Source organism: Variovorax sp. GW458-11-26-14-LB1 (assembly GCF_059423965.1).
The window spans coordinates 50,983-68,038 of sequence record NZ_JBWKYW010000018.1 but is presented as its reverse complement, the minus strand read 5'-3'; the positions used below and the strand labels follow the sequence as shown (position 1 = coordinate 68,038).

The 17,056-nt window shown below is 68.5% G+C and carries 17 protein-coding genes; 4 read left to right on the top strand and 13 right to left on the bottom strand.

What is annotated here, in order from left to right; genetic code table 11:
- Positions 1-18: 18 nt before the first annotated feature.
- The 8 genes from rng to AC07YS_RS14385 are packed head-to-tail and all read right to left on the bottom strand — an operon-like array spanning position 19 to position 6,971.
- Positions 19-1,545, bottom strand: a complete 1,527-nt coding sequence (rng, locus tag AC07YS_RS14420) for a ribonuclease G (protein ID WP_056580445.1) — start codon at positions 1,543-1,545, stop codon at positions 19-21.
- 7 nt (positions 1,546-1,552) lie between these two features.
- Complete coding sequence (locus tag AC07YS_RS14415) at positions 1,553-2,155, bottom strand: Maf family protein (RefSeq protein WP_139701686.1); 603 nt, start codon at positions 2,153-2,155, stop codon at positions 1,553-1,555.
- A gap of 40 nt (positions 2,156-2,195) precedes the next feature.
- The gene (gene rlmH, locus AC07YS_RS14410; protein WP_070060813.1) at positions 2,196-2,663 is read right to left on the bottom strand and encodes a 23S rRNA (pseudouridine(1915)-N(3))-methyltransferase RlmH; all 468 of its coding nucleotides are present in this window, start codon (positions 2,661-2,663) and stop codon (positions 2,196-2,198) included.
- Positions 2,660-3,355, bottom strand: a complete 696-nt coding sequence (gene rsfS / locus AC07YS_RS14405; protein ID WP_062470113.1) for a ribosome silencing factor — start codon at positions 3,353-3,355, stop codon at positions 2,660-2,662. Before rsfS ends, rlmH begins: the two co-directional genes overlap by 4 nt.
- Positions 3,355-3,987: a nicotinate (nicotinamide) nucleotide adenylyltransferase gene (nadD, locus tag AC07YS_RS14400; protein WP_495268276.1), complete on the bottom strand. Its 633-nt coding sequence runs from the start codon at positions 3,985-3,987 to the stop codon at positions 3,355-3,357. The genes rsfS and nadD overlap by 1 nt, the downstream gene beginning before the upstream one ends.
- Positions 3,984-4,904 (bottom strand): oxygen-dependent coproporphyrinogen oxidase, encoded by a 921-nt coding sequence (gene hemF / locus AC07YS_RS14395; protein WP_495268275.1) that lies wholly within the window; start codon positions 4,902-4,904, stop codon positions 3,984-3,986. Before hemF ends, nadD begins: the two co-directional genes overlap by 4 nt.
- Complete coding sequence (gene purD / locus AC07YS_RS14390; RefSeq protein WP_062470106.1) at positions 4,904-6,202, bottom strand: phosphoribosylamine--glycine ligase; 1,299 nt, start codon at positions 6,200-6,202, stop codon at positions 4,904-4,906. The genes hemF and purD overlap by 1 nt, the downstream gene beginning before the upstream one ends.
- A gap of 43 nt (positions 6,203-6,245) precedes the next feature.
- On the bottom strand, positions 6,246-6,971 hold the full coding sequence (locus AC07YS_RS14385) for a YebC/PmpR family DNA-binding transcriptional regulator (protein WP_056580425.1): 726 nt from the start codon (positions 6,969-6,971) through the stop codon (positions 6,246-6,248).
- 118 nt (positions 6,972-7,089) lie between these two features.
- On the opposite strand from AC07YS_RS14385, the gene AC07YS_RS14380 reads away from it, so the two are divergent.
- The 4 genes from AC07YS_RS14380 to AC07YS_RS14365 are packed head-to-tail and all read left to right on the top strand — an operon-like array spanning position 7,090 to position 10,501.
- Positions 7,090-7,881 carry a class I SAM-dependent methyltransferase gene (locus tag AC07YS_RS14380; protein ID WP_062470103.1) on the top strand — a complete coding sequence of 264 codons (792 nt, stop codon included), beginning with the start codon at positions 7,090-7,092 and terminating at the stop codon, positions 7,879-7,881.
- Between the two features lie 2 nt (positions 7,882-7,883).
- Complete coding sequence (locus AC07YS_RS14375) at positions 7,884-8,924, top strand: chorismate transformation FkbO/Hyg5 family protein (protein ID WP_495268274.1); 1,041 nt, start codon at positions 7,884-7,886, stop codon at positions 8,922-8,924.
- A 36-nt stretch (positions 8,925-8,960) separates the two neighbouring features.
- Positions 8,961-9,758, top strand: a complete 798-nt coding sequence (locus AC07YS_RS14370; protein ID WP_495268273.1) for a lysophospholipid acyltransferase family protein — start codon at positions 8,961-8,963, stop codon at positions 9,756-9,758.
- The gene (locus AC07YS_RS14365; protein ID WP_495268272.1) at positions 9,722-10,501 is read left to right on the top strand and encodes a glycosyltransferase family 2 protein; all 780 of its coding nucleotides are present in this window, start codon (positions 9,722-9,724) and stop codon (positions 10,499-10,501) included. The genes AC07YS_RS14370 and AC07YS_RS14365 overlap by 37 nt, the downstream gene beginning before the upstream one ends.
- A 233-nt stretch (positions 10,502-10,734) precedes the next feature.
- On the opposite strand, the gene AC07YS_RS14360 is transcribed toward AC07YS_RS14365, so the two are convergent.
- The 5 genes from AC07YS_RS14360 to AC07YS_RS14340 all read right to left on the bottom strand — a co-directional run bounded on the left by AC07YS_RS14360 (position 10,735) and on the right by AC07YS_RS14340 (position 17,054).
- The gene (locus AC07YS_RS14360) at positions 10,735-12,123 is read right to left on the bottom strand and encodes an efflux transporter outer membrane subunit (RefSeq protein WP_495268271.1); all 1,389 of its coding nucleotides are present in this window, start codon (positions 12,121-12,123) and stop codon (positions 10,735-10,737) included.
- Positions 12,116-14,098, bottom strand: coding sequence for a macrolide ABC transporter ATP-binding protein/permease MacB (macB, locus tag AC07YS_RS14355; RefSeq protein WP_495268270.1), 1,983 nt, complete (start codon positions 14,096-14,098; stop codon positions 12,116-12,118). Before macB ends, AC07YS_RS14360 begins: the two co-directional genes overlap by 8 nt.
- Positions 14,095-15,255 carry a macrolide transporter subunit MacA gene (macA, locus tag AC07YS_RS14350; protein ID WP_495268269.1) on the bottom strand — a complete coding sequence of 387 codons (1,161 nt, stop codon included), beginning with the start codon at positions 15,253-15,255 and terminating at the stop codon, positions 14,095-14,097. Before macA ends, macB begins: the two co-directional genes overlap by 4 nt.
- Positions 15,256-15,456: 201 nt before the next feature.
- The gene (locus AC07YS_RS14345; protein WP_062470083.1) at positions 15,457-15,960 is read right to left on the bottom strand and encodes a disulfide bond formation protein B; all 504 of its coding nucleotides are present in this window, start codon (positions 15,958-15,960) and stop codon (positions 15,457-15,459) included.
- The gene (locus AC07YS_RS14340; RefSeq protein ID WP_062470081.1) at positions 15,957-17,054 is read right to left on the bottom strand and encodes a sulfate/molybdate ABC transporter ATP-binding protein; all 1,098 of its coding nucleotides are present in this window, start codon (positions 17,052-17,054) and stop codon (positions 15,957-15,959) included. Before AC07YS_RS14340 ends, AC07YS_RS14345 begins: the two co-directional genes overlap by 4 nt.
- Positions 17,055-17,056: the final 2 nt, after the last annotated feature.

The window sequence follows — 17,056 nt, the reverse complement described above, 5'->3', positions numbered from 1 at the left end:
GGCAGCGCCATCCACCCCTCAGAGCAGCACGATGTCGTACTGCCCCTGCCCGATCGCCGGCTCCGACTGCAGCGAGATCGGCTTGCCGATGAAGTCGCTCAGCCCCGCGAGGTGCTGGCTCTCTTCGTCGAGGAACAGCTCGATGACCTGCGGTGACGAGACGATGCGGAACTCGCGCGGCGTGAACTGCCGCGCCTCGCGCAGGATCTCGCGCATCACGTCGTAGGCCACGCTGCGCGCGGTCTTCACGATGCCCTGCCCGCCGCAGGCCACGCAGGGCTCGCACAGCATGTGGGCCAGCGATTCGCGCGTGCGCTTGCGGGTCATCTCGACCAGGCCGAGCTGCGAGAAACCGCCGGCCGTGGTCTTCACGCGGTCGCGTGCGAGCTGCTTGCGGAACTCGGCCAGAACCTGCTCGCGGTGGTCGTCGCGTGCCATGTCGATGAAGTCGACGATGATGATCCCGCCCAGGTTGCGCAGGCGCAGCTGCCGCGCAATCGCCTGCGCGGCCTCCAGGTTGGTCTTGAAGATGGTGTCGTCGAAGTTGCGCGCACCGACGAAGCCGCCGGTGTTCACGTCGACCGTGGTCAGCGCCTCGGTCTGGTCGACCACGAGGTAGCCGCCCGATTTCAGATCGACGCGCCGGCCCAGTGCCTTCGCGATTTCCTCGTCCACCGAATACAGGTCGAAAATCGGCCGCTCGCCCTTGTAGTGCTGCAGCTTGCCGGCCGCCTGCGGCATGAATTCGAGGCCGAACTTCAGCAGCACCTCGAACTGCTCGCGCGAGTCGATGCGGATGGTCTGCGTGTCTTCGCTCGTCATGTCGCGCAGCACGCGCTGCAGCAGGCTCAGGTCCTGGTGCAGCAGCGACATGGCCGGCATCCGGCTCGAGGCCTCGCGGATGCGCGTCCAGGTCTTGCGCAGGTAGGCGATGTCTTCGGCCAGTTCGGCATCGGCCGCGTCTTCGCCGTTGGTGCGCAGGATGAAGCCGCCCGTGTTCACAGGCACCACGCCGCCGCTCTCGGCGGCCGCGGCCGCTTCGATGAGCGCCAGCATGCGGTTGCGCAGCGACTCGCGCTGATCGGGCGGGATCTTCTGCGACACGCCGATGTGGTTGTCCTGCGGCAGGAACACCAGCAGCCGACCCGCGATGCTGATCTGCGTGGACAGCCGCGCGCCCTTGGTGCCGATCGGGTCCTTGATGACCTGCACCAGCAGCGACTGGCCTTCGAACACCTGCTTCTCGATGGGCACCATCGGTCCGCCGTTGCGGTGGTCGCGCTCGGGCGGCGTGGCGCTCGGGCGCGAGCCCGGCGTGAACGGCGAGACGATGTCGGCCACGTGCAGGAAGGCGGTGCGCTCCAGGCCGATGTCGATGAAGGCCGACTGCATGCCCGGCAGCACGCGCGAGACCTTGCCCAGGTAGATGTTGCCGACCAGCCCGCGCTCGAGCGTGCGCTCGACGTGCAGCTCTTGCACCGCGCCGTGCTCGACCAGCGCCACACGGGTCTCCTGCGGAGACCAGTTGATCAGGATGTCTTGCATGGATGTCTTAAGTATTGAAACCGACGCCTCGAAGCAGCTGCGCGGTCTCGAACATGGGGAGTCCCATGATGCCCGAATAGGAGCCGCTGATGTGCTCCACGAACGCAGCCGCCGCGCCCTGAATGGCGTAGGCGCCGGCCTTGCCGAGCGGCTCGCCGCTGGCGGCGTAGGCCGCGACCTGTTTCTTGGTGAGCGTGGCGAAGCGCACGCGCGACACGCTGAGCGCCGCATGGCGGCGACGGCCGTTCTGCAGTGCGACTGCGGTGAGCACGCGGTGCGTGGCGCCGGACAGGTGCGCCAGCATGCGCTCGGCGTCGCGTGCGTCCTCGGGCTTGCCGAGGATGGTGCGGCCGAGCGCGACCGTGGTGTCGGCGCAGAGCACGGGCGCATCGGCCAGGCCCAGGCGCTTGCGGCGCGCGACGGCGGCGTCGAGCTTCAGCGCGGTCACGCGCTGCACGTAGGCGGTCGGCGATTCGTTCGGCAGCAAGGCCTCGAGCGCCTCCGCGTCTTCGTCGGCGCCGGCCAGCAGCAGTTCGTGGCGCACGCCGAGCTGGCCGAGCAATTGGGCGCGGCGCGGGCTTTGCGACGCGAGGTAGATGAAGTCAGGCAAGTTCAGGTCTCCGAGGTGGGCCCCACCGCCGGCCCCGTGGTCATTCCCGGTGGTACGGATGGCCCGCGTTGACCGACCACGCCCGGTAGAGCTGCTCGACCAGCAGCACGCGCGCCATGGCATGCGGCAGGGTCAGGTCGGACAGGCGGATGCGTTCGTGCGCCGCGGCCTTGAAGGCCGGGTCGAGCCCGTCGGGGCCACCGATGACCAGCGCCACGTCGTCGCCCTCGCCCTGCCAGGTCTGCAGCCGTGCAGCCAGCGCCTTGGTGGTGAGCGCGGTGCCGCGCTCGTCGAGCACGACGATGCGCATGCCGCGGGCGATGGCGCCCTCGATGCGCTCGCGCTCGGCGGCGTACAGCGTTTCGAGTGTCTTGGAGCCGCGCGGCTCGGTCTTGACGGCGCGCAGCTCGAGCTTGAGCTCGGGCGGGAAGCGCTTGGCGTAGTCGTCCCAGGCAGTCTGCGCCCAGTCGGGCATGCGCTGCCCGACGGCGACCACCAGCAGCTTCATGCGCGGCGGGCGGGTGCCTTCTTGGCCGGCGCCTTCTTCGCAGCGGTCTTCTTGGCGGCCGGCTTGCCGACGACCTTCACCGGCACGCGCGCGGTGCCCGTGGCGGACTTCTTCGCGGGGGCCTTCTTGGCGGCGGTCTTGCCTGCGGTCTTCGATGCGGCCTTCTTCGCCGGCGCCTTGGCGGCCTTGGCTTCCTGCTCGGCTGCGCGGATCGCGGTCTTGGCGGCGCTCGAACGGCGCAGGCTCGGCGTCTTAGCAGCGGCCGTCTTCTTCTCTTCGGCGCCCTTGACGACGGACGAGGCGGTGGCCAGCGCGGGCTTGGTGGCGCCGAGCTTGGCGCGCACCGGCTTGTCGCCCCAGATCTCTTCGAGGTGGTAGTACTGGCGGATGGCGGGCTGCATGATGTGCGCCACGGCCGCGCCGCAGTCCACGATGATCCACTCGCCGTTTTCCTCGCCCTCGGTGCGCGGCTTGGCAAAGCCGGCTTCACGCACGGCGTCGCGCACGCTCGAAGCGAGTGCCTTGGTCTGGCGGTTGGAGGTGCCCGACGCCACGATCACGCGCTCGAACAGCGGCGAGAGGTGCTCCGTGTCGAATACCTGGATGTCCTGCGCCTTGACGTCTTCGAGACCATCGATGATGGCTCGCTGGAGTTTTTGGATGTCTTTTTTGGCGGCGGCTTCAGTGGTCATCAGGCAGAGCGGTAGAGGTGGTGTTGGTCAATATAGCGTGCAACCGTGGGCGGAACCAGCGAGGAAATGTCCACACCCGACGCCACACGCCGCCGGATATCGGTGGCGCTGGTGTCCATGGCGGCAGGCAGTTCAAGCGCCTCGAAACGCGCGCCAGCCGGGAGGCCGGGCAGCTGTTTCGGATCAAAACGAGTGACGTCACCCGTCGATAGTGCGCGATACGCTACAGAAACGATAGCAATGCCGAGTATATCCTGCCAGCCGTGCCAGGTCGGCAAGGCCGCCGCCTGGTCCGCGCCCATCACCAGCACGAGCTGTGCGCCGGGCTGCTCTTTCTGCAATTCATGCAGCGTGTCGAGCGTGTAGGTCGGGCCGTCGCGCAACACCTCGCGGCTGTCGATGACGACCTTGCCTTGCAGGTTGCCGAAGGCCAGCCGCGCCATCGCCAGGCGATCTTCCTTCGGCGTGAGCGTGCGGCTCTTGTGCCAGGCCTGCCCCGTGGGAATGACGTGCAACTCCGTCAGGTCGAGTTGTGCCAATGCAGCTTCAGCCAGGGCGACGTGCGCGTTGTGCGGCGGGTCGAAGGCCCCGCCGAAGACGCCGATGCGCGAAGCGGAACCGGTGGGGCTCACACCCAGTCCCGGCGCACGATGAAGTCGCTGTACAGCGCGGCTTCGGGGCTGCCCGCTTCGGGCTGTTGCCGGTAGGCCCAGCTCGCGAGCGGCGGCATCGACAGCAGGATCGATTCGGTGCGTCCGCCCGACTGCAGGCCGAAGTGCGTGCCACGGTCCCACACGAGGTTGAACTCGACGTAGCGCCCGCGCCGGTACAGCTGGAACTCGCGTTCGCGCTCGCCGTACGGCATGTCGCGGCGGCGCTCGACGATCGGCAGGTAGGCCTGCAGGAAAGCATCGCCGACCGAACGGATCAGCGCAAAGCCGTTCTCGATGCCGCCCTCGGCGAAGTCGTCGAAGAAGATGCCGCCGATGCCGCGCTGCTCGTTGCGGTGCTTCAAAAAGAAATACTCGTCGCACCAGGTCTTGAAGCGCGGGTACTTGTCGGCCCCGAAGGGGGCGAGCGCATCGCGGCACACGGCGTGGAAATGCACCGCGTCTTCTTCGAAGCCGTAGCACGGCGTGAGGTCCATGCCACCGCCGAACCAGCACACGGGCTCGCCGCCGCCCGCAGGCTGCGCGGCCAGCATGCGCACGTTCATGTGGACGATCGGCACATAAGGATTGCGCGGGTGGAACACCAGCGACACACCCATGGCCTCGAACGGCGCGCCCGAGAGCTCGGGGCGGTTCTGCGTGGCCGAGGGCGGCAGCTTGGCGCCGCGCACCTGCGAGAAGCCGACACCGGCGCGCTCGAACAGCGCGCCGCCTTCGAGGATGCAGGTCAGGCCGTTGCCCTGCAGCGGCTCGCCGGGCTCTTTCTGCCAGGCGTCGCGCACCGCGCTGCCGCCGTCCGCCGCCTCAATCGCCGAGATGATCGATTGCTGCAGTCCGCGCAGGTAGTCGCCGACCGCCTTCGGCTGGGTGGCTGGCATCAGGCGTGGGGCGTGTTGCGCGCGTTGACGGCGCGGTAGCCGATGTCCTTGCGGTACTGCGCACCGTCGAACTGCACGCGCGCCGCGACCTCGTAGGCGCGCTGCTGCGCCTGCTTGACGCTGTCGGCCAGCACGGTCACGCAGAGCACGCGGCCGCCGCTGGTCTTGAGTTCGCCGTTCTCGAGCGTGGTGCCCGCGTGGAACACCACGGCATCGGGCGCCTCGGCCGGGATGCCGCTGATGCGGTCGCCCTTGCGCGGCGACAGCGGGTAGCCGTGCGCGGCCATCACCACGCCCAGCGCCACGCGCCGGTCCCACTGCAGCTCGACCTGGTCGAGCGTGCCGTCGGTGGCGTGCCAGAACACCTCGAACAGGTCGGACTTCAGGCGCATCATGATCGGCTGCGTCTCGGGGTCGCCCATGCGGCAGTTGAATTCGAGCGTCTTGGGCTGGCCGGCCGCGTCGATCATGAGACCGGCATAGAGGAAGCCGGTGAACGGAATGCCGTCCTTTTCCATGCCGCGGATGGTCGGCAGGATGATCTCGCGCATGGCACGCGCATGCACCTCGGCCGTGACGACCGGTGCGGGCGAGTACGCGCCCATGCCGCCGGTGTTCGGGCCTTCGTCGCCATCGAGCAGGCGCTTGTGGTCCTGGCTGGTGGCCAGCGCGGCAACGTTCTTGCCGTCGCACATCACGATGAAGCTGGCTTCTTCGCCTTGCAGAAATTCTTCGATGACGACGCGTGCGCCGCCTTCGTTGTGCGACACGCCGAACTTGTTGTCGACCAGCATGAAGTCGACGGCCTCATGGGCTTCCTGCGCCGTCATGGCAACCACCACGCCCTTGCCGGCGGCCAGGCCGTCGGCCTTGACGACGATCGGTGCGCCCTTGGCGTCGATGTACGCATGGGCGGCAGCTGCGTCGGTGAAGGCCTCGTATTCGGCCGTCGGGATCTTGTGGCGCTTCATGAAGGCCTTCGAGAAGGCCTTGGAGCTTTCGAGCTGCGCAGCCGCCTGCGTCGGGCCGAAGATGCGCAGGCCGTGCGCGCGGAACTCGTCCACCACGCCGGCCGCCAGCGGTCCCTCGGGGCCGACCACGGTCAGCGCGATTTTTTCGGCCATCGCCCACTCGCGCAACGCGGCGGGTTCGGTGATGTCGATGCAGTCGTAGCGTTCGTCGCTCACGGTGCCGCCGTTGCCGGGCGCCACGTAGACGCGGCTGACCCGGTTGCCCTGCGCCAGCCGCCACGCCAGTGCGTGCTCGCGGCCCCCTCCTCCAATCACCAGTACCTTCATTCGCGGGCTTTCGTTTGTCGCTGTGGATCCATCATTCATTCGTTCAGTCGGACAGTGCGGCGTTGTGATACACGTCCTGCACGTCGTCCAGGTCCTCGAGCACGTCGAGCAACTTTTGCATCCTGGCGGCGTCTTCGCCGGTCACGTCCACGGTGTTCTCGGCGCGCATCGTGATTTCGGCGGCGTCGGGCTTCAGGCCTGCGGCTTCGAGCGCGTTTTTCACGGCCTCGAAGTCGCCGATGGCGGTGAGCACCTCGATGGCGCCGTCGTCGTCGGTGATCACGTCCTCGGCGCCGGCTTCGAGGGCCACTTCCATGACCTTGTCCTCGCTGGTGCCGGGCGCGAAGATGATCTGGCCACAGTGCTTGAACTGGAAGGCCACCGAGCCTTCGGTGCCCATGTTGCCGCCGTGCTTGGAGAAGGCGTGGCGCACTTCGGCCACGGTGCGCACGCGGTTGTCGGTCATGGTGTCGACGATGATCGCCGCGCCGCCGATGCCGTACCCTTCGTAACGAATTTCTTCGTAATTGACGCCTTCGAGGTTGCCCGTGGCCTTGTCGATGTTGCGCTTGACGGTGTCGATGGGCAGGTTGACCGCCTTGGCCTTTTCGACCGCCAGCCGCAGCCGGGGGTTGGCGCTGAGGTCTGCGCCGCCGGCGCGTGCCGCCACCGTGATTTCACGGATGGCGCGGGTCCAGAGCTTGCCCCGTTTCTCGTCCTGGCGGCCCTTGCGGTGCTGAATATTTGCCCACTTGCTATGTCCGGCCATGGCTTTCTCTCTCGCTGTCGTGTGTTTTCAAAGCAAGTGTGGAGTTTACTGTCCGGCGCACACAACGCTCCCCCGGCGCCCGGGATTTCGGCCCGGACCTTTTGGTGATAATTGTTCGATGACGCCATCGCCCATTGCCGGTACGGGAAATCCCGACGCCCTGCCGCCGCACGCCCCGCTGCCGCTGTACTACAACACCGAAGCGGAGCACCAGGCGTTCCTGCGGCGCATCTTCGACAGCACGGCCGCGGACTACGACCGCATCGAAGCCGTGCTGGCCTTCGGCACCGGCCCCTCGTACCGGCGCGATGCACTGAAGCAGGCCGGCCTCACGGCGGGCGCCCAGGTGCTCGACGTGGGCATCGGCACCGGGCTCGTCGCCCGCGAAGCGCTGAAGCTCATCGGCTCCACCGGCAAGCTCACCGGCGTCGACCCCAGCGTGGGCATGATGGGCCAGGTCCGGCTGCCCGGCGTCGAATTGATTCAAGGCGTCGCCGAGGCCCTGCCCCGGCCCGACGCCAGCTGCGATTTCGTGAGCATGGGCTACGCCATGCGCCACATCAGCGACGTGGCCGCCGCCTTTTCCGAGTTCCATCGCGTGCTGCGCCCGGGCGGGCGCGTGGTGGTGCTCGAGATCACCAAGCCCGAGGGCCGCATCGCCACCGCGCTGCTCAAGGGCTACATGCGCGCCGTGGTGCCGTTGATCGCCCGCGTGGTCGGCCGCCGCAGCGACACCTCGGAGCTGTGGCGCTATTACTGGGACACGATCGAGGCCTGCATCCCGCCCGAGCGCGTCATGCAGGCACTGGGCGCCGCCGGCTTCAGCGACGTGCGCCGGCATGCGAGCCTCGGGGTCTTCTCTGCCTACACCGGCCGCAAGCCCGAATCCACCGCCGACGAGGTTCGCTGAACGTGCGCCCCCAGGACGACCGCCTTCATTCCCCCCTGCGCGTGGAGCGCCTCTCGCTGCCGGACAGCCTTGCGCTGGCCACGCACAGCCATGCGCCCTTCGCCGCGCTCGGCTACGGCACGCCGCACGGTGTCGCCTGGATGCCCACGGTCAACGCGCGCGTGCTGTCGCCGCAAGGCGCGATGGCCGATGTGTGGCACGTGGGCGACGGCACCCAGGTCCGGTCGGGCACCACCGGCATTGCGCGCTGGCGCACCGACGGGCACTGGCTGCTGGGCGCCATCGACCTCGATGAAGCCGTTGAGGGCCAGAGCCTGACCGAGCTTGCACAGCGCGCCTACCGCGACCTGTTCCGCACGCTCGACCAGGCCTACACGCCGCACCTGCAGCGCATCTGGAACTACCTGCCGCGCATCAACGCCGATGGCGGCGGACTGGAGCGGTACCGCCAGTTCAACCTCGGCCGGCAAGAGGCTTTCTTCGAAGCCGGCCGCGCCGCCTTCGAGGGCGCGCCGGCTGCTTGCGCGCTGGGCATCCGCCAGGGCGCGCTGTCGATCCGTTTTCTCGCGGGACGCGCCGCGCCGCTGCCGGTCGAGAACCCGCGGCAGGTGTCGGCCTACCGCTATCCCGAAACCTACGGCCCGCGCTCGCCGACCTTCTCGCGCGCCGCGCTGGCGGACATCGGCGACGGCCAGGTGGCGCTCTTCATCTCGGGCACGGCGAGCATCGTCGGGCACGAAACGGTGCACCACGGCGACGTGCGTGAGCAGGCCCGCGAAACGCTGCGCAACCTGGAGGCCGTGATCGCCTCCGCCCATGCGCAGACCACGGCGCGCTTCTCGCTCGATGCGCTCGACTGCGTGGTGTACGTGCGGCATCCGTCGGACACCGAGGCCGTGCGCGAGGTGATCGAAGCCGCGCTCGGCGCCCAGTCGCCGATGGCCCGCCATGCGGTGTACCTGGAAGCCGACATCTGCCGCAGCGATCTGCTGGTCGAGATCGAGGCCCACACGGTCGCCGCCGGCCGGCTGCAGGCCGCCTGAGCGGCCCGCCGTTCGCCTGCCCGACCGACACCACCCATGAACGTGCTGCGTCTTCTCACGTCGATCCCGCTCGCGCTGATGCTCTATGCGCTGCTGCTGTTCCTCGGCCTGATCTCGCTCGTCTGGAACCTGGTCGCCATGCTGCTGTACCCGGTGATGCCGGCCGCGCCGGCGCGCGCGCTGGGCCGCATGACCATCGCCTTTGCCTACCGGATGTTCTGGTGGCTCGCCTCGGTCACCGGCATGATGCGCATCGACGCCTCGTGCCTGGACCCGATGCGCAACGAACCCGGCGTGATCTTCGTGGCCAACCACCCGACCATGCTTGATGCGCTGCTGCTGGTGGCGCGGCTGCCGCGCAGCGCCTGCATCATGAAGGCCGAGCTGATGGGCAACATCTTCCTCGGCGCCGGGGCCCGGCTGGCGCGCTACATCAGCAACAGGTCGGCCCGCACGATGGTGCGACTGGCGGTCAACGACCTGCGCCAGGGCGGCCAGCTCGTGATCTTTCCCGAAGGCACGCGCACGGTGACGCCGCCGCTGAACCCCTTCCGCCCCGGCACCACGCTGATCGCCAAGCTGGCGCAGGCGCCGATCCAGACCGTGTTCATCGACACCGACTCGCCCTACCTCGGCAAGGGCTGGCCGCTGTGGCGCGTGCCGCCGCTGCCCATCGTCTTCACGCTGCGGCTGGGCAAGCGCTTTGCACCAACGCAGGACAGCGATGCGTTGCAGGTCGAGCTGGAGCACTATTTCCGTCAACACATGGAGCAGCGCGCCACCGACGCGTCCCCCGAATGCCAGCAGACGCCTCGCGCACCCACCTTGTCCTGATCCCCAGCTACAACACGGGCGAGCGCCTGTTCTCGACGGTCGCCGCCGCGCGGGCCCAATGGAACCCGGTGTGGGTGGTGATCGACGGCAGCGACGACGGCACGGGCGAGCGGCTGCAGCAGATGGCGGCCGGCGATCCGGGCCTGCGCGTGTGGGTGCTGCCGCAGAACCAGGGCAAGGGCTCGGCAGTGCTGCACGGCTTGCGGGCCGCGAAGGACGCCGGCTTCACGCACGCGCTCACGATGGATTCCGACGGGCAGCATCCGGCGGACCTGATCCCCTCTTTCATGCAAGCCTCGCTGGCGCGGCCCGAGACGATGGTGCTGGGCCGGCCGGTGTTCGACGCCAGTGCGCCGCTGCTGCGGGTGCGCGGGCGGCGGGTGTCGAACGGCTGGACGCAGCTCGAGACGTTGTTCGCGGGGGTTGGAGATTCGCTCTACGGTTTTCGCGTGTACCCGGTGGTCGACCTGATCGCTGTGATGGCGCGGCAACCGTGGATGCGGCGCTTCGACTTCGATACCGAGGCGGTCGTGCGGCTGGCCTGGCGCGGGGTCAAGCCGGTGAACATCGATGCGCCTGTGAAGTACCTGACGGCGGAGGAAGGCGGGGTGTCGCACTTTCGCTATGGGCGGGACAACGTGCTGCTGACCTGGATGCACACGCGGTTGATGGTGGAGTTTGTCTTGCGGCTGCCTGGGTTGCTTGTTCGGAAGCTGCGGGGGGCGCCGCCGTTTCAGGCCTAGGCCTCTTTTGAAGGGCGCCCGGCTGGCGGTACGGCGCGGTCGGCCCCACTGTGCCGGCCCTTCGGGCTCCCCTGCGGTACTCGCGTTTCGCGGGGTCTCGCAGAACTCGCTGCGCTCAAACAGCTGCGAGCCCTGATCCGCGAAACGCTGCGCTCCTCGGCGGCACAGAGGGGCCGCCCACACCGCACCGCCAGCCGGGCACCTGCCGTGGCTTGGGAGCCGCTCCTCTCTTCCTACTCGACGGTGGCCGCGCCGCCCAGCGCCTTGTACAACGTCATCGTGGCGTTGAGCTGGTTCAGCCGGTTCTGTGCCAGTGACACCTCCGCGGCGCGGCGCTTGTCCTTGGCATCGAGCACCGGCTGCAACGCGGTGGCGCCGGCGCGATAGCGCACTTCCGACAAGGCTTCCGCGCGTTGCGCTTGCTGCAACGCCAGGGCCAGCTTCACGCTTTCGTCCTGCAGCTGGGTGCGCGACGACAGCGTGTTCTCGACCTCGGACAGCGCGGTGTACAGCGACTGGCGGAACCCGACGACCGCTTCTTCGTACTGCGTCTGCGACACGGCGACGGTCAGCCGCGCGGTGTTCCATTGCAGGAAGGGCAACACCAAACCGGCGCCCAGCGTGGCGATCGGGTTCTTCAGCACCTCGCCCAGTGCATTGCTCCCCGCGCCCAGCGAACCCGTGAGGCTCAGCACCGGATAGAAGCTGGTGCGCGTGGCATCGACGTTCGCCAGCGCGGACCGCAGGCGCTGCTCCGCGGCGCGCAGGTCGGGCCGGCGGCCCAGCAGGTTGGCGGGCAGTCCGGCATCGATCACGGGCAAGGCGGTGTCAGGCAGCTGCGACGGTTCTTCCCTGGGGGTGTCGGGCGGCATGTCGAACAGGATGGCCAGCGCGTTGCGCGCCTCGACACGCTGCTGCAGCAGCTGCGTGTGGGCCGCCTCCTGACTCGCGAGGTTCTGGCCGGCCTGCGCGACGTCGAGCCCGGACACGGCGCCTGCCGCGTACTTGGCGCGCACCAGCGCCTGGATGCGCCGTGCATCGGCCATGCCGGCTTCGCTCAGCGCGATGCGGTGGTTCAGGTAGCCGGTCTGCCAATACAGCCCGGCCGTGGTGCCCACCAGCGCCAGCGCCGTGGCCTCGCGGTCGGACTGGGTGGCCTGCAGCTCCCAGTCGGCGACGCTGCGCTGCGCCGACAGGCGGCCCCACAGGTCAACTTCGTAGCTCAGGCTCAGCAAGGAGCTCGCGCTCGATGCGGCCACGCCGCCGCGCTTCAGGTCGAAGCTGCGTTGGGTGCCCAGTTGCCCCGTCACGCCCGGCGTGAGGTTGGTGTTCGCCAGGCCGGCCTGCAGCTGCGCCCGCTGCACGCGGATGCCGGCGGCGGCGAGGTTGTTGTTGGTGCGCAGGGCGCTGTCGATCAGGGTGTCGAGCCGCGCATCGTGGAAGGCGGTCCACCAGCGGGCCTGCGGCACGGCTGCTGCGTTCTGCGGCAGGGGCTGTTGCTGCTGCCAGGCCTGCGGCACGCCGAGCGGCCGCTGTTCGCGCCGCTCCGGTTGGAACAGCGTGCAGCCGCTAAGCGCCAGCGCGATAGCGAGCGTCCCCAGGGTCAGGCGCGCGCTACTCACGGGCCAGTGCCTCGATGGGGTCGAGCCGCGCGGCGTTGCGCGCCGGCAGGTACCCGAACAGCACGCCGATGAGCGACGCACACAAAAAGGCCGACACCACGGCCCCGAGCGAAAAGATCATTTGCCATTGCTTCACGAACAGCGAGAACACAAAGCTGATGCCGTACGACAGCATCACGCCGATGAAACCGCCGACCAGGCACACGAGCACGGCCTCGGTCAGGAATTGCTGCAGCACGTCGCTCTGGCGCGCGCCCACGGCCATGCGGATGCCGATCTCGCGGGTGCGCTCGGTCACCGACACCAGCATGATGTTCATCACGCCGATGCCGCCCACCACCAGCGAGATCACCGCGATCAGCGACAGCAGCAGCGTGAGCGACTGGCTCGTGCGCTCGGCCGTCTTCACGATGCTGTCCATGTTGAAGGTGAAGAAGTCCTTGCCGCCGTGGCGCAGCGTGAGCAGCCGCACGATGCTCTCTTCGGCCGCCTTGGTCGGTTGGTCGTCGCGGATGCGCACGGTGATGCTGTCGAAGTGCTGCTGGCCGAAGAGGCGGCTCGCGCCCGTGCTGTAGGGCAGCCAGATGTTGAGCGACTTGTTCTCGCCGAACATGCTCTTCTTTTCCTGCGCCACGCCGATCACGGTGCATGGCAGGCTGCCCACCAGGATGATCTTGCCGACCGGGTCGGTGCCGTCGGGAAAGAGCTTGCGCCGCGTGTTCTGGTCGATCACCACCACCTGCGACTGGTGCCGCACGTCGCTGGCGTCGAAGTCCGTGCCGCTGGCCATCTGGATGTCGCGCACGCTGAAGAAGTTGTCGCTGACGCCGTTCACGTTGCCGTTGACGTCGGCGCTGCGGTAGCGCAGGCGCAGGCTGCGCATGGTGGTTGGCGTGACGCTGTGCACGTAGGGCTGCGCGGCGATGGCCTGCAGGTCAGCCGGCAGCAGCGTGCGGATGCTCGCGGCCTTGTCGTCGCCGAAGTCGTGGCCCGGGTAGATGTCGAGCGTGTTGGTGCCGATGGCCTTGATGTCGGCCAGCACGAAGCGCTTGGCGCCCTCCCCGATGGCCACGATCGACACCACCGAGGTGATGCCGATGATGATGCCCAGCATGGTCAGCGCCGTGCGCATGCGGTGCGCCATCATCGAGCGCCAGGCCATGCGGAAGGCTTCGGAGAAACGCGCCCAGCCGGTGCTGAAGCGCGCGATGCCCAGCGTGGGGCGGGTCATGGCGGGCGGCGTGGGGGTGCCGTCGCCCACCGTCTGTGCGGGTGCGGCCACGGTCGGCACGTTGGGCCGGTCGCCCACGATCGCACCGTCGGCGATCTCGATGATGCGTTCGGTGCAGCGCGCCACCTGCATGTCGTGCGTCACGATGATGATCGTGTGCCCCTGCGCATGCAGCTCGCGCAGGATGCCGATGACCTCCTGGCCGCTCTTGCTGTCGAGCGCACCGGTGGGCTCGTCGGCCAGGATGACCTGCCCGCCGTTCATGAGCGCGCGCGCGATGCTCACGCGCTGCTGCTGGCCGCCCGAGAGCTGGCTCGGCCGGTGCTCGGTGCGGTCTTCCAGGCCCAGGCGCGCGAGCAGTTGCCGCGCCCGCGCGTCGCGCGCCGAGCCCTCGGTGCCGGCATAGACGGCGGGCACCTCGACGTTGCCGGTGGCCGTCAGGTGCTGCATGAGGTGGTAGCGCTGGAAGATGAAGCCGAAGTGCTCGCGCCGCAGCGCGGCGAGCGCGTCGCTGTCGAGCGTGCCGACGTCCTGGCCCGACACGGTGTAGGTGCCGGTGGTCGGCCGGTCGAGGCAACCGAGGATGTTCATGAGCGTCGACTTGCCCGAGCCCGAGGCGCCGACGATGGCCAGCATTTCGCCGTGGCCGATGTCCAGGTCGACATCCTTCAGCACCTGGACCTCCTGCTCGCCCGAGGGAAAGCTGCGGCCGATGCCGCGCAGGGTCAGCAGCGGCTGCGTCACTGGCGCGGCCTCCGGTTGCCGCCGTCATTGCCGTCGGTCTTCTCCAGCGCCGAAGCGTCGCCGGTGATGACGTTGTCGCCCTCCTTCAGGCCTTCGAGCACCTGGGCCTGGAAGTTGTTGCTGATGCCCACGCGCACCTGCCGCTTTTCCACGCGCTGGTCGGGCAGGAGCACGCGCACTTCGTGGCGGCCGTCCTTGTCGCGCGTGCCGAGCGCGGTGAGCGGCACGGTCAGCGCCTGCTTGGCCTCGCCCAGCAGGATGGCGACCTGCGCCGTCATGTCGACGCGCAGCGTGCGCTCGGGGTTGGGCACGTCGAACAGCGCGTTGAAGAAGACGGCGTTGTTGATCTTCTCGGGCGAAGGCTGCACCGCGCGCAGCGTGCCGTGGTAGCGCGTGTCGGGGTCGCCCAGGATGGTGAAGTACACCGGCTGGCCGGCCTTCACGCGCACCACGTCGGCCTCGGACACCTGCGCCTTCACGGTCATGGTCGACAGGTCGGCCAGCTTCATGAGCGTGGGCACCTGGAACGAGGCCACCACGGTCTGGCCTTCGAGCGTACTGATGGACACCACGTCGCCGTCGATGGGCGCGACGATGCGCGTGTACGACAGGTTGGTCTGCGCCGAGGCCAGGGCCAGCTTCTGCTGGCGGATCTGCGCGTCGAGCGAGACGGCGTCGGCGCGCAGCGCGCGCAGCTCGGTGTCGGCGCCTTCCAGGTCCTGGCGCGCGGCGGCGTCCTGCGCCAGCATCTCGCGCTGGCGCGCCCAGGTGAGCTCGGCCTGCTTCACGCGCACTTCCTTGGCGAGCTTCTGGGCCTGCAGGTTCTCCAGCTTGGCCTGTTCCTGCGCGAGCGTGTTCTGCGAGATGACGGGGTCGATCTCGGCCAGCCAGTCGCCCTTCTTCACCGTCTGGCCGAGCACCACCTTCAGCGACTTGAGCTGGCCGGACACCTGCGCGCCCACCTCGACCTGCTTGAGGGCCTGCAGCACGCCGGTGGCGAGCACCGCGTTCTCCAGGTCGCTGCGCTGCACGGTGGCGGTGAGGTAGTCGCTTTTCTTCGGCGGGCTCAGCCAGAAGAAGGCCGCGATGGCCAGCACGACAAGCAAGGCCAGGCCGACAAGGAGCTTGCGCGATCGTCGCGAAGGAGTGGTGGGCATGCAGTGAAGAAGTGGGATGAAACGGGCGGCGAAGCCCGGGAAGGGATGCGGTTCATCCTAGCCCCGGTTGCTGAAGGCCTGCTAAAGCATGCGTTTTGACGGGCTTTTTGCACGGGCCTGCGCAGCGACCCCTGAAAACGGCGTGGCCCGCTGCCCTCGAAGGACAGCGGGCCACGCCGCAAGAGACTACTGAAAAAGAACTCAGCGCGCGGTGCGCCGGCGCAAGAGCAAGGTGAGCAGCAACAGCGCCAGCACCGTGAACGCGATGAACGACCAGTTCGCCAGCGTCAGGCCGAACAGCGACCAGTCGATCTTGGAACAGTCGCCGCCGCCGCGGAAGATCATCGGCAGCGCGCGCTTGAGCGGGAAAGTCTCGATCATCCCGTACAGGTCACGCCCGCACGAGACGACCTCGGGCGGATACCACTGCAGCCAGCTCTGCTGCGCCGCCGTGTAGGCGCCGCCCACCGCCGCCGCCAGCGCCAGCACCCCGCCCGTCACCTGCAGGCCGCGGCTGTTGAACAGCGCCGCCAGGCCGGTGAACAGCGCCACCAGCATCAGCGCATAGCGCTGCACGATGCACATCGGGCAGGGTTCGAGCCCGACCACGTGCTGCAGATACAGCCCGAAGGCCAGCATGAGGACACAGGCCAGGCAGATCAGCCCGAGCGCGCGGCGCGGCGCGCCGAAGTACCAATGGATCAAGGAGATACCCAATCTTCTTCTACGAACACCCTGGCCTTGCGGGGGTTGGCGACGACGGTGTCGCCTTCCTTCAAGCCCAGGTCGCGGAACTGTTGCGCAGGGAGTTGCGCTTCGATGATGGTTCCGGAGCCCGGATTATCTGGATTCGTTTCGGTGGGCTCAAGTTCCAGCCGCGCGATCGGTCCGACCACGATCGCGCGCGACAGCGTGGCAACGATGCCCGTGGCACCCGACACGTAGCGTGTCACATCCAGGTCATGCGGGCGCACGTAGGCCAGCGCCTTGGCGTCGCGCGCGCTGCTGTGCTCGGGCGAGTCGATGCGCATGCCGTCCAGTTGCACGGCGCCGTTGTCGGCCCGTCCGTGGAACAGGTTCACGTCGCCCAGGAAGCCGTAGACGAACGGGCTCGCGGGCTTGTCCCACACGTCCTGCGGCGAGCCGACCTGCTCGATGCGGCCCTTGTTGATGACCACCACGCGGTCGGCCACTTCGAGTGCTTCTTCCTGGTCGTGCGTGACGAAGATCGAGGTGACGTGCAGCTCGTCGTGCAGCCGGCGCAGCCAGCGGCGCAGTTCCTTGCGCACCTTGGCGTCGAGCGCGCCGAAGGGTTCGTCCAGCAGCAGCACCTTGGGCTCCACCGCCAGCGCGCGAGCCAGCGCGATGCGCTGGCGCTGGCCGCCGGACAGCTGCGACGGGTAGCGGTCGGCCAGCCAGTCGAGCTGCACCAGCTTGAGCAGGTCGGTCACCTTGGCCTTGATCTGCGCGTCGCTCGGGCGCTCCTTGCGCGGCTTCACGCGCAGGCCGAAGGCCACGTTCTCGAACACGGTCATGTGGCGGAACAGCGCGTAGTGCTGGAACACGAAGCCGACCTGGCGCTCGCGCACGTGCACGTCGGTCGTGTCTTCGCCCGAGAAATGGATGCTGCCGGTGTCGGCCGTTTCCAGGCCCGCGATGATGCGCAGCAGCGTGGTCTTGCCGCAGCCCGAAGGGCCGAGCAGCGCGACCAGTTCGCCCGACTCGACGTCGAGGTTCACGTTGTTCAGCGCGCGGAAGTCGCCGAACTGCTTGCTGATGTTGCGGATTTCGATGCTCATGG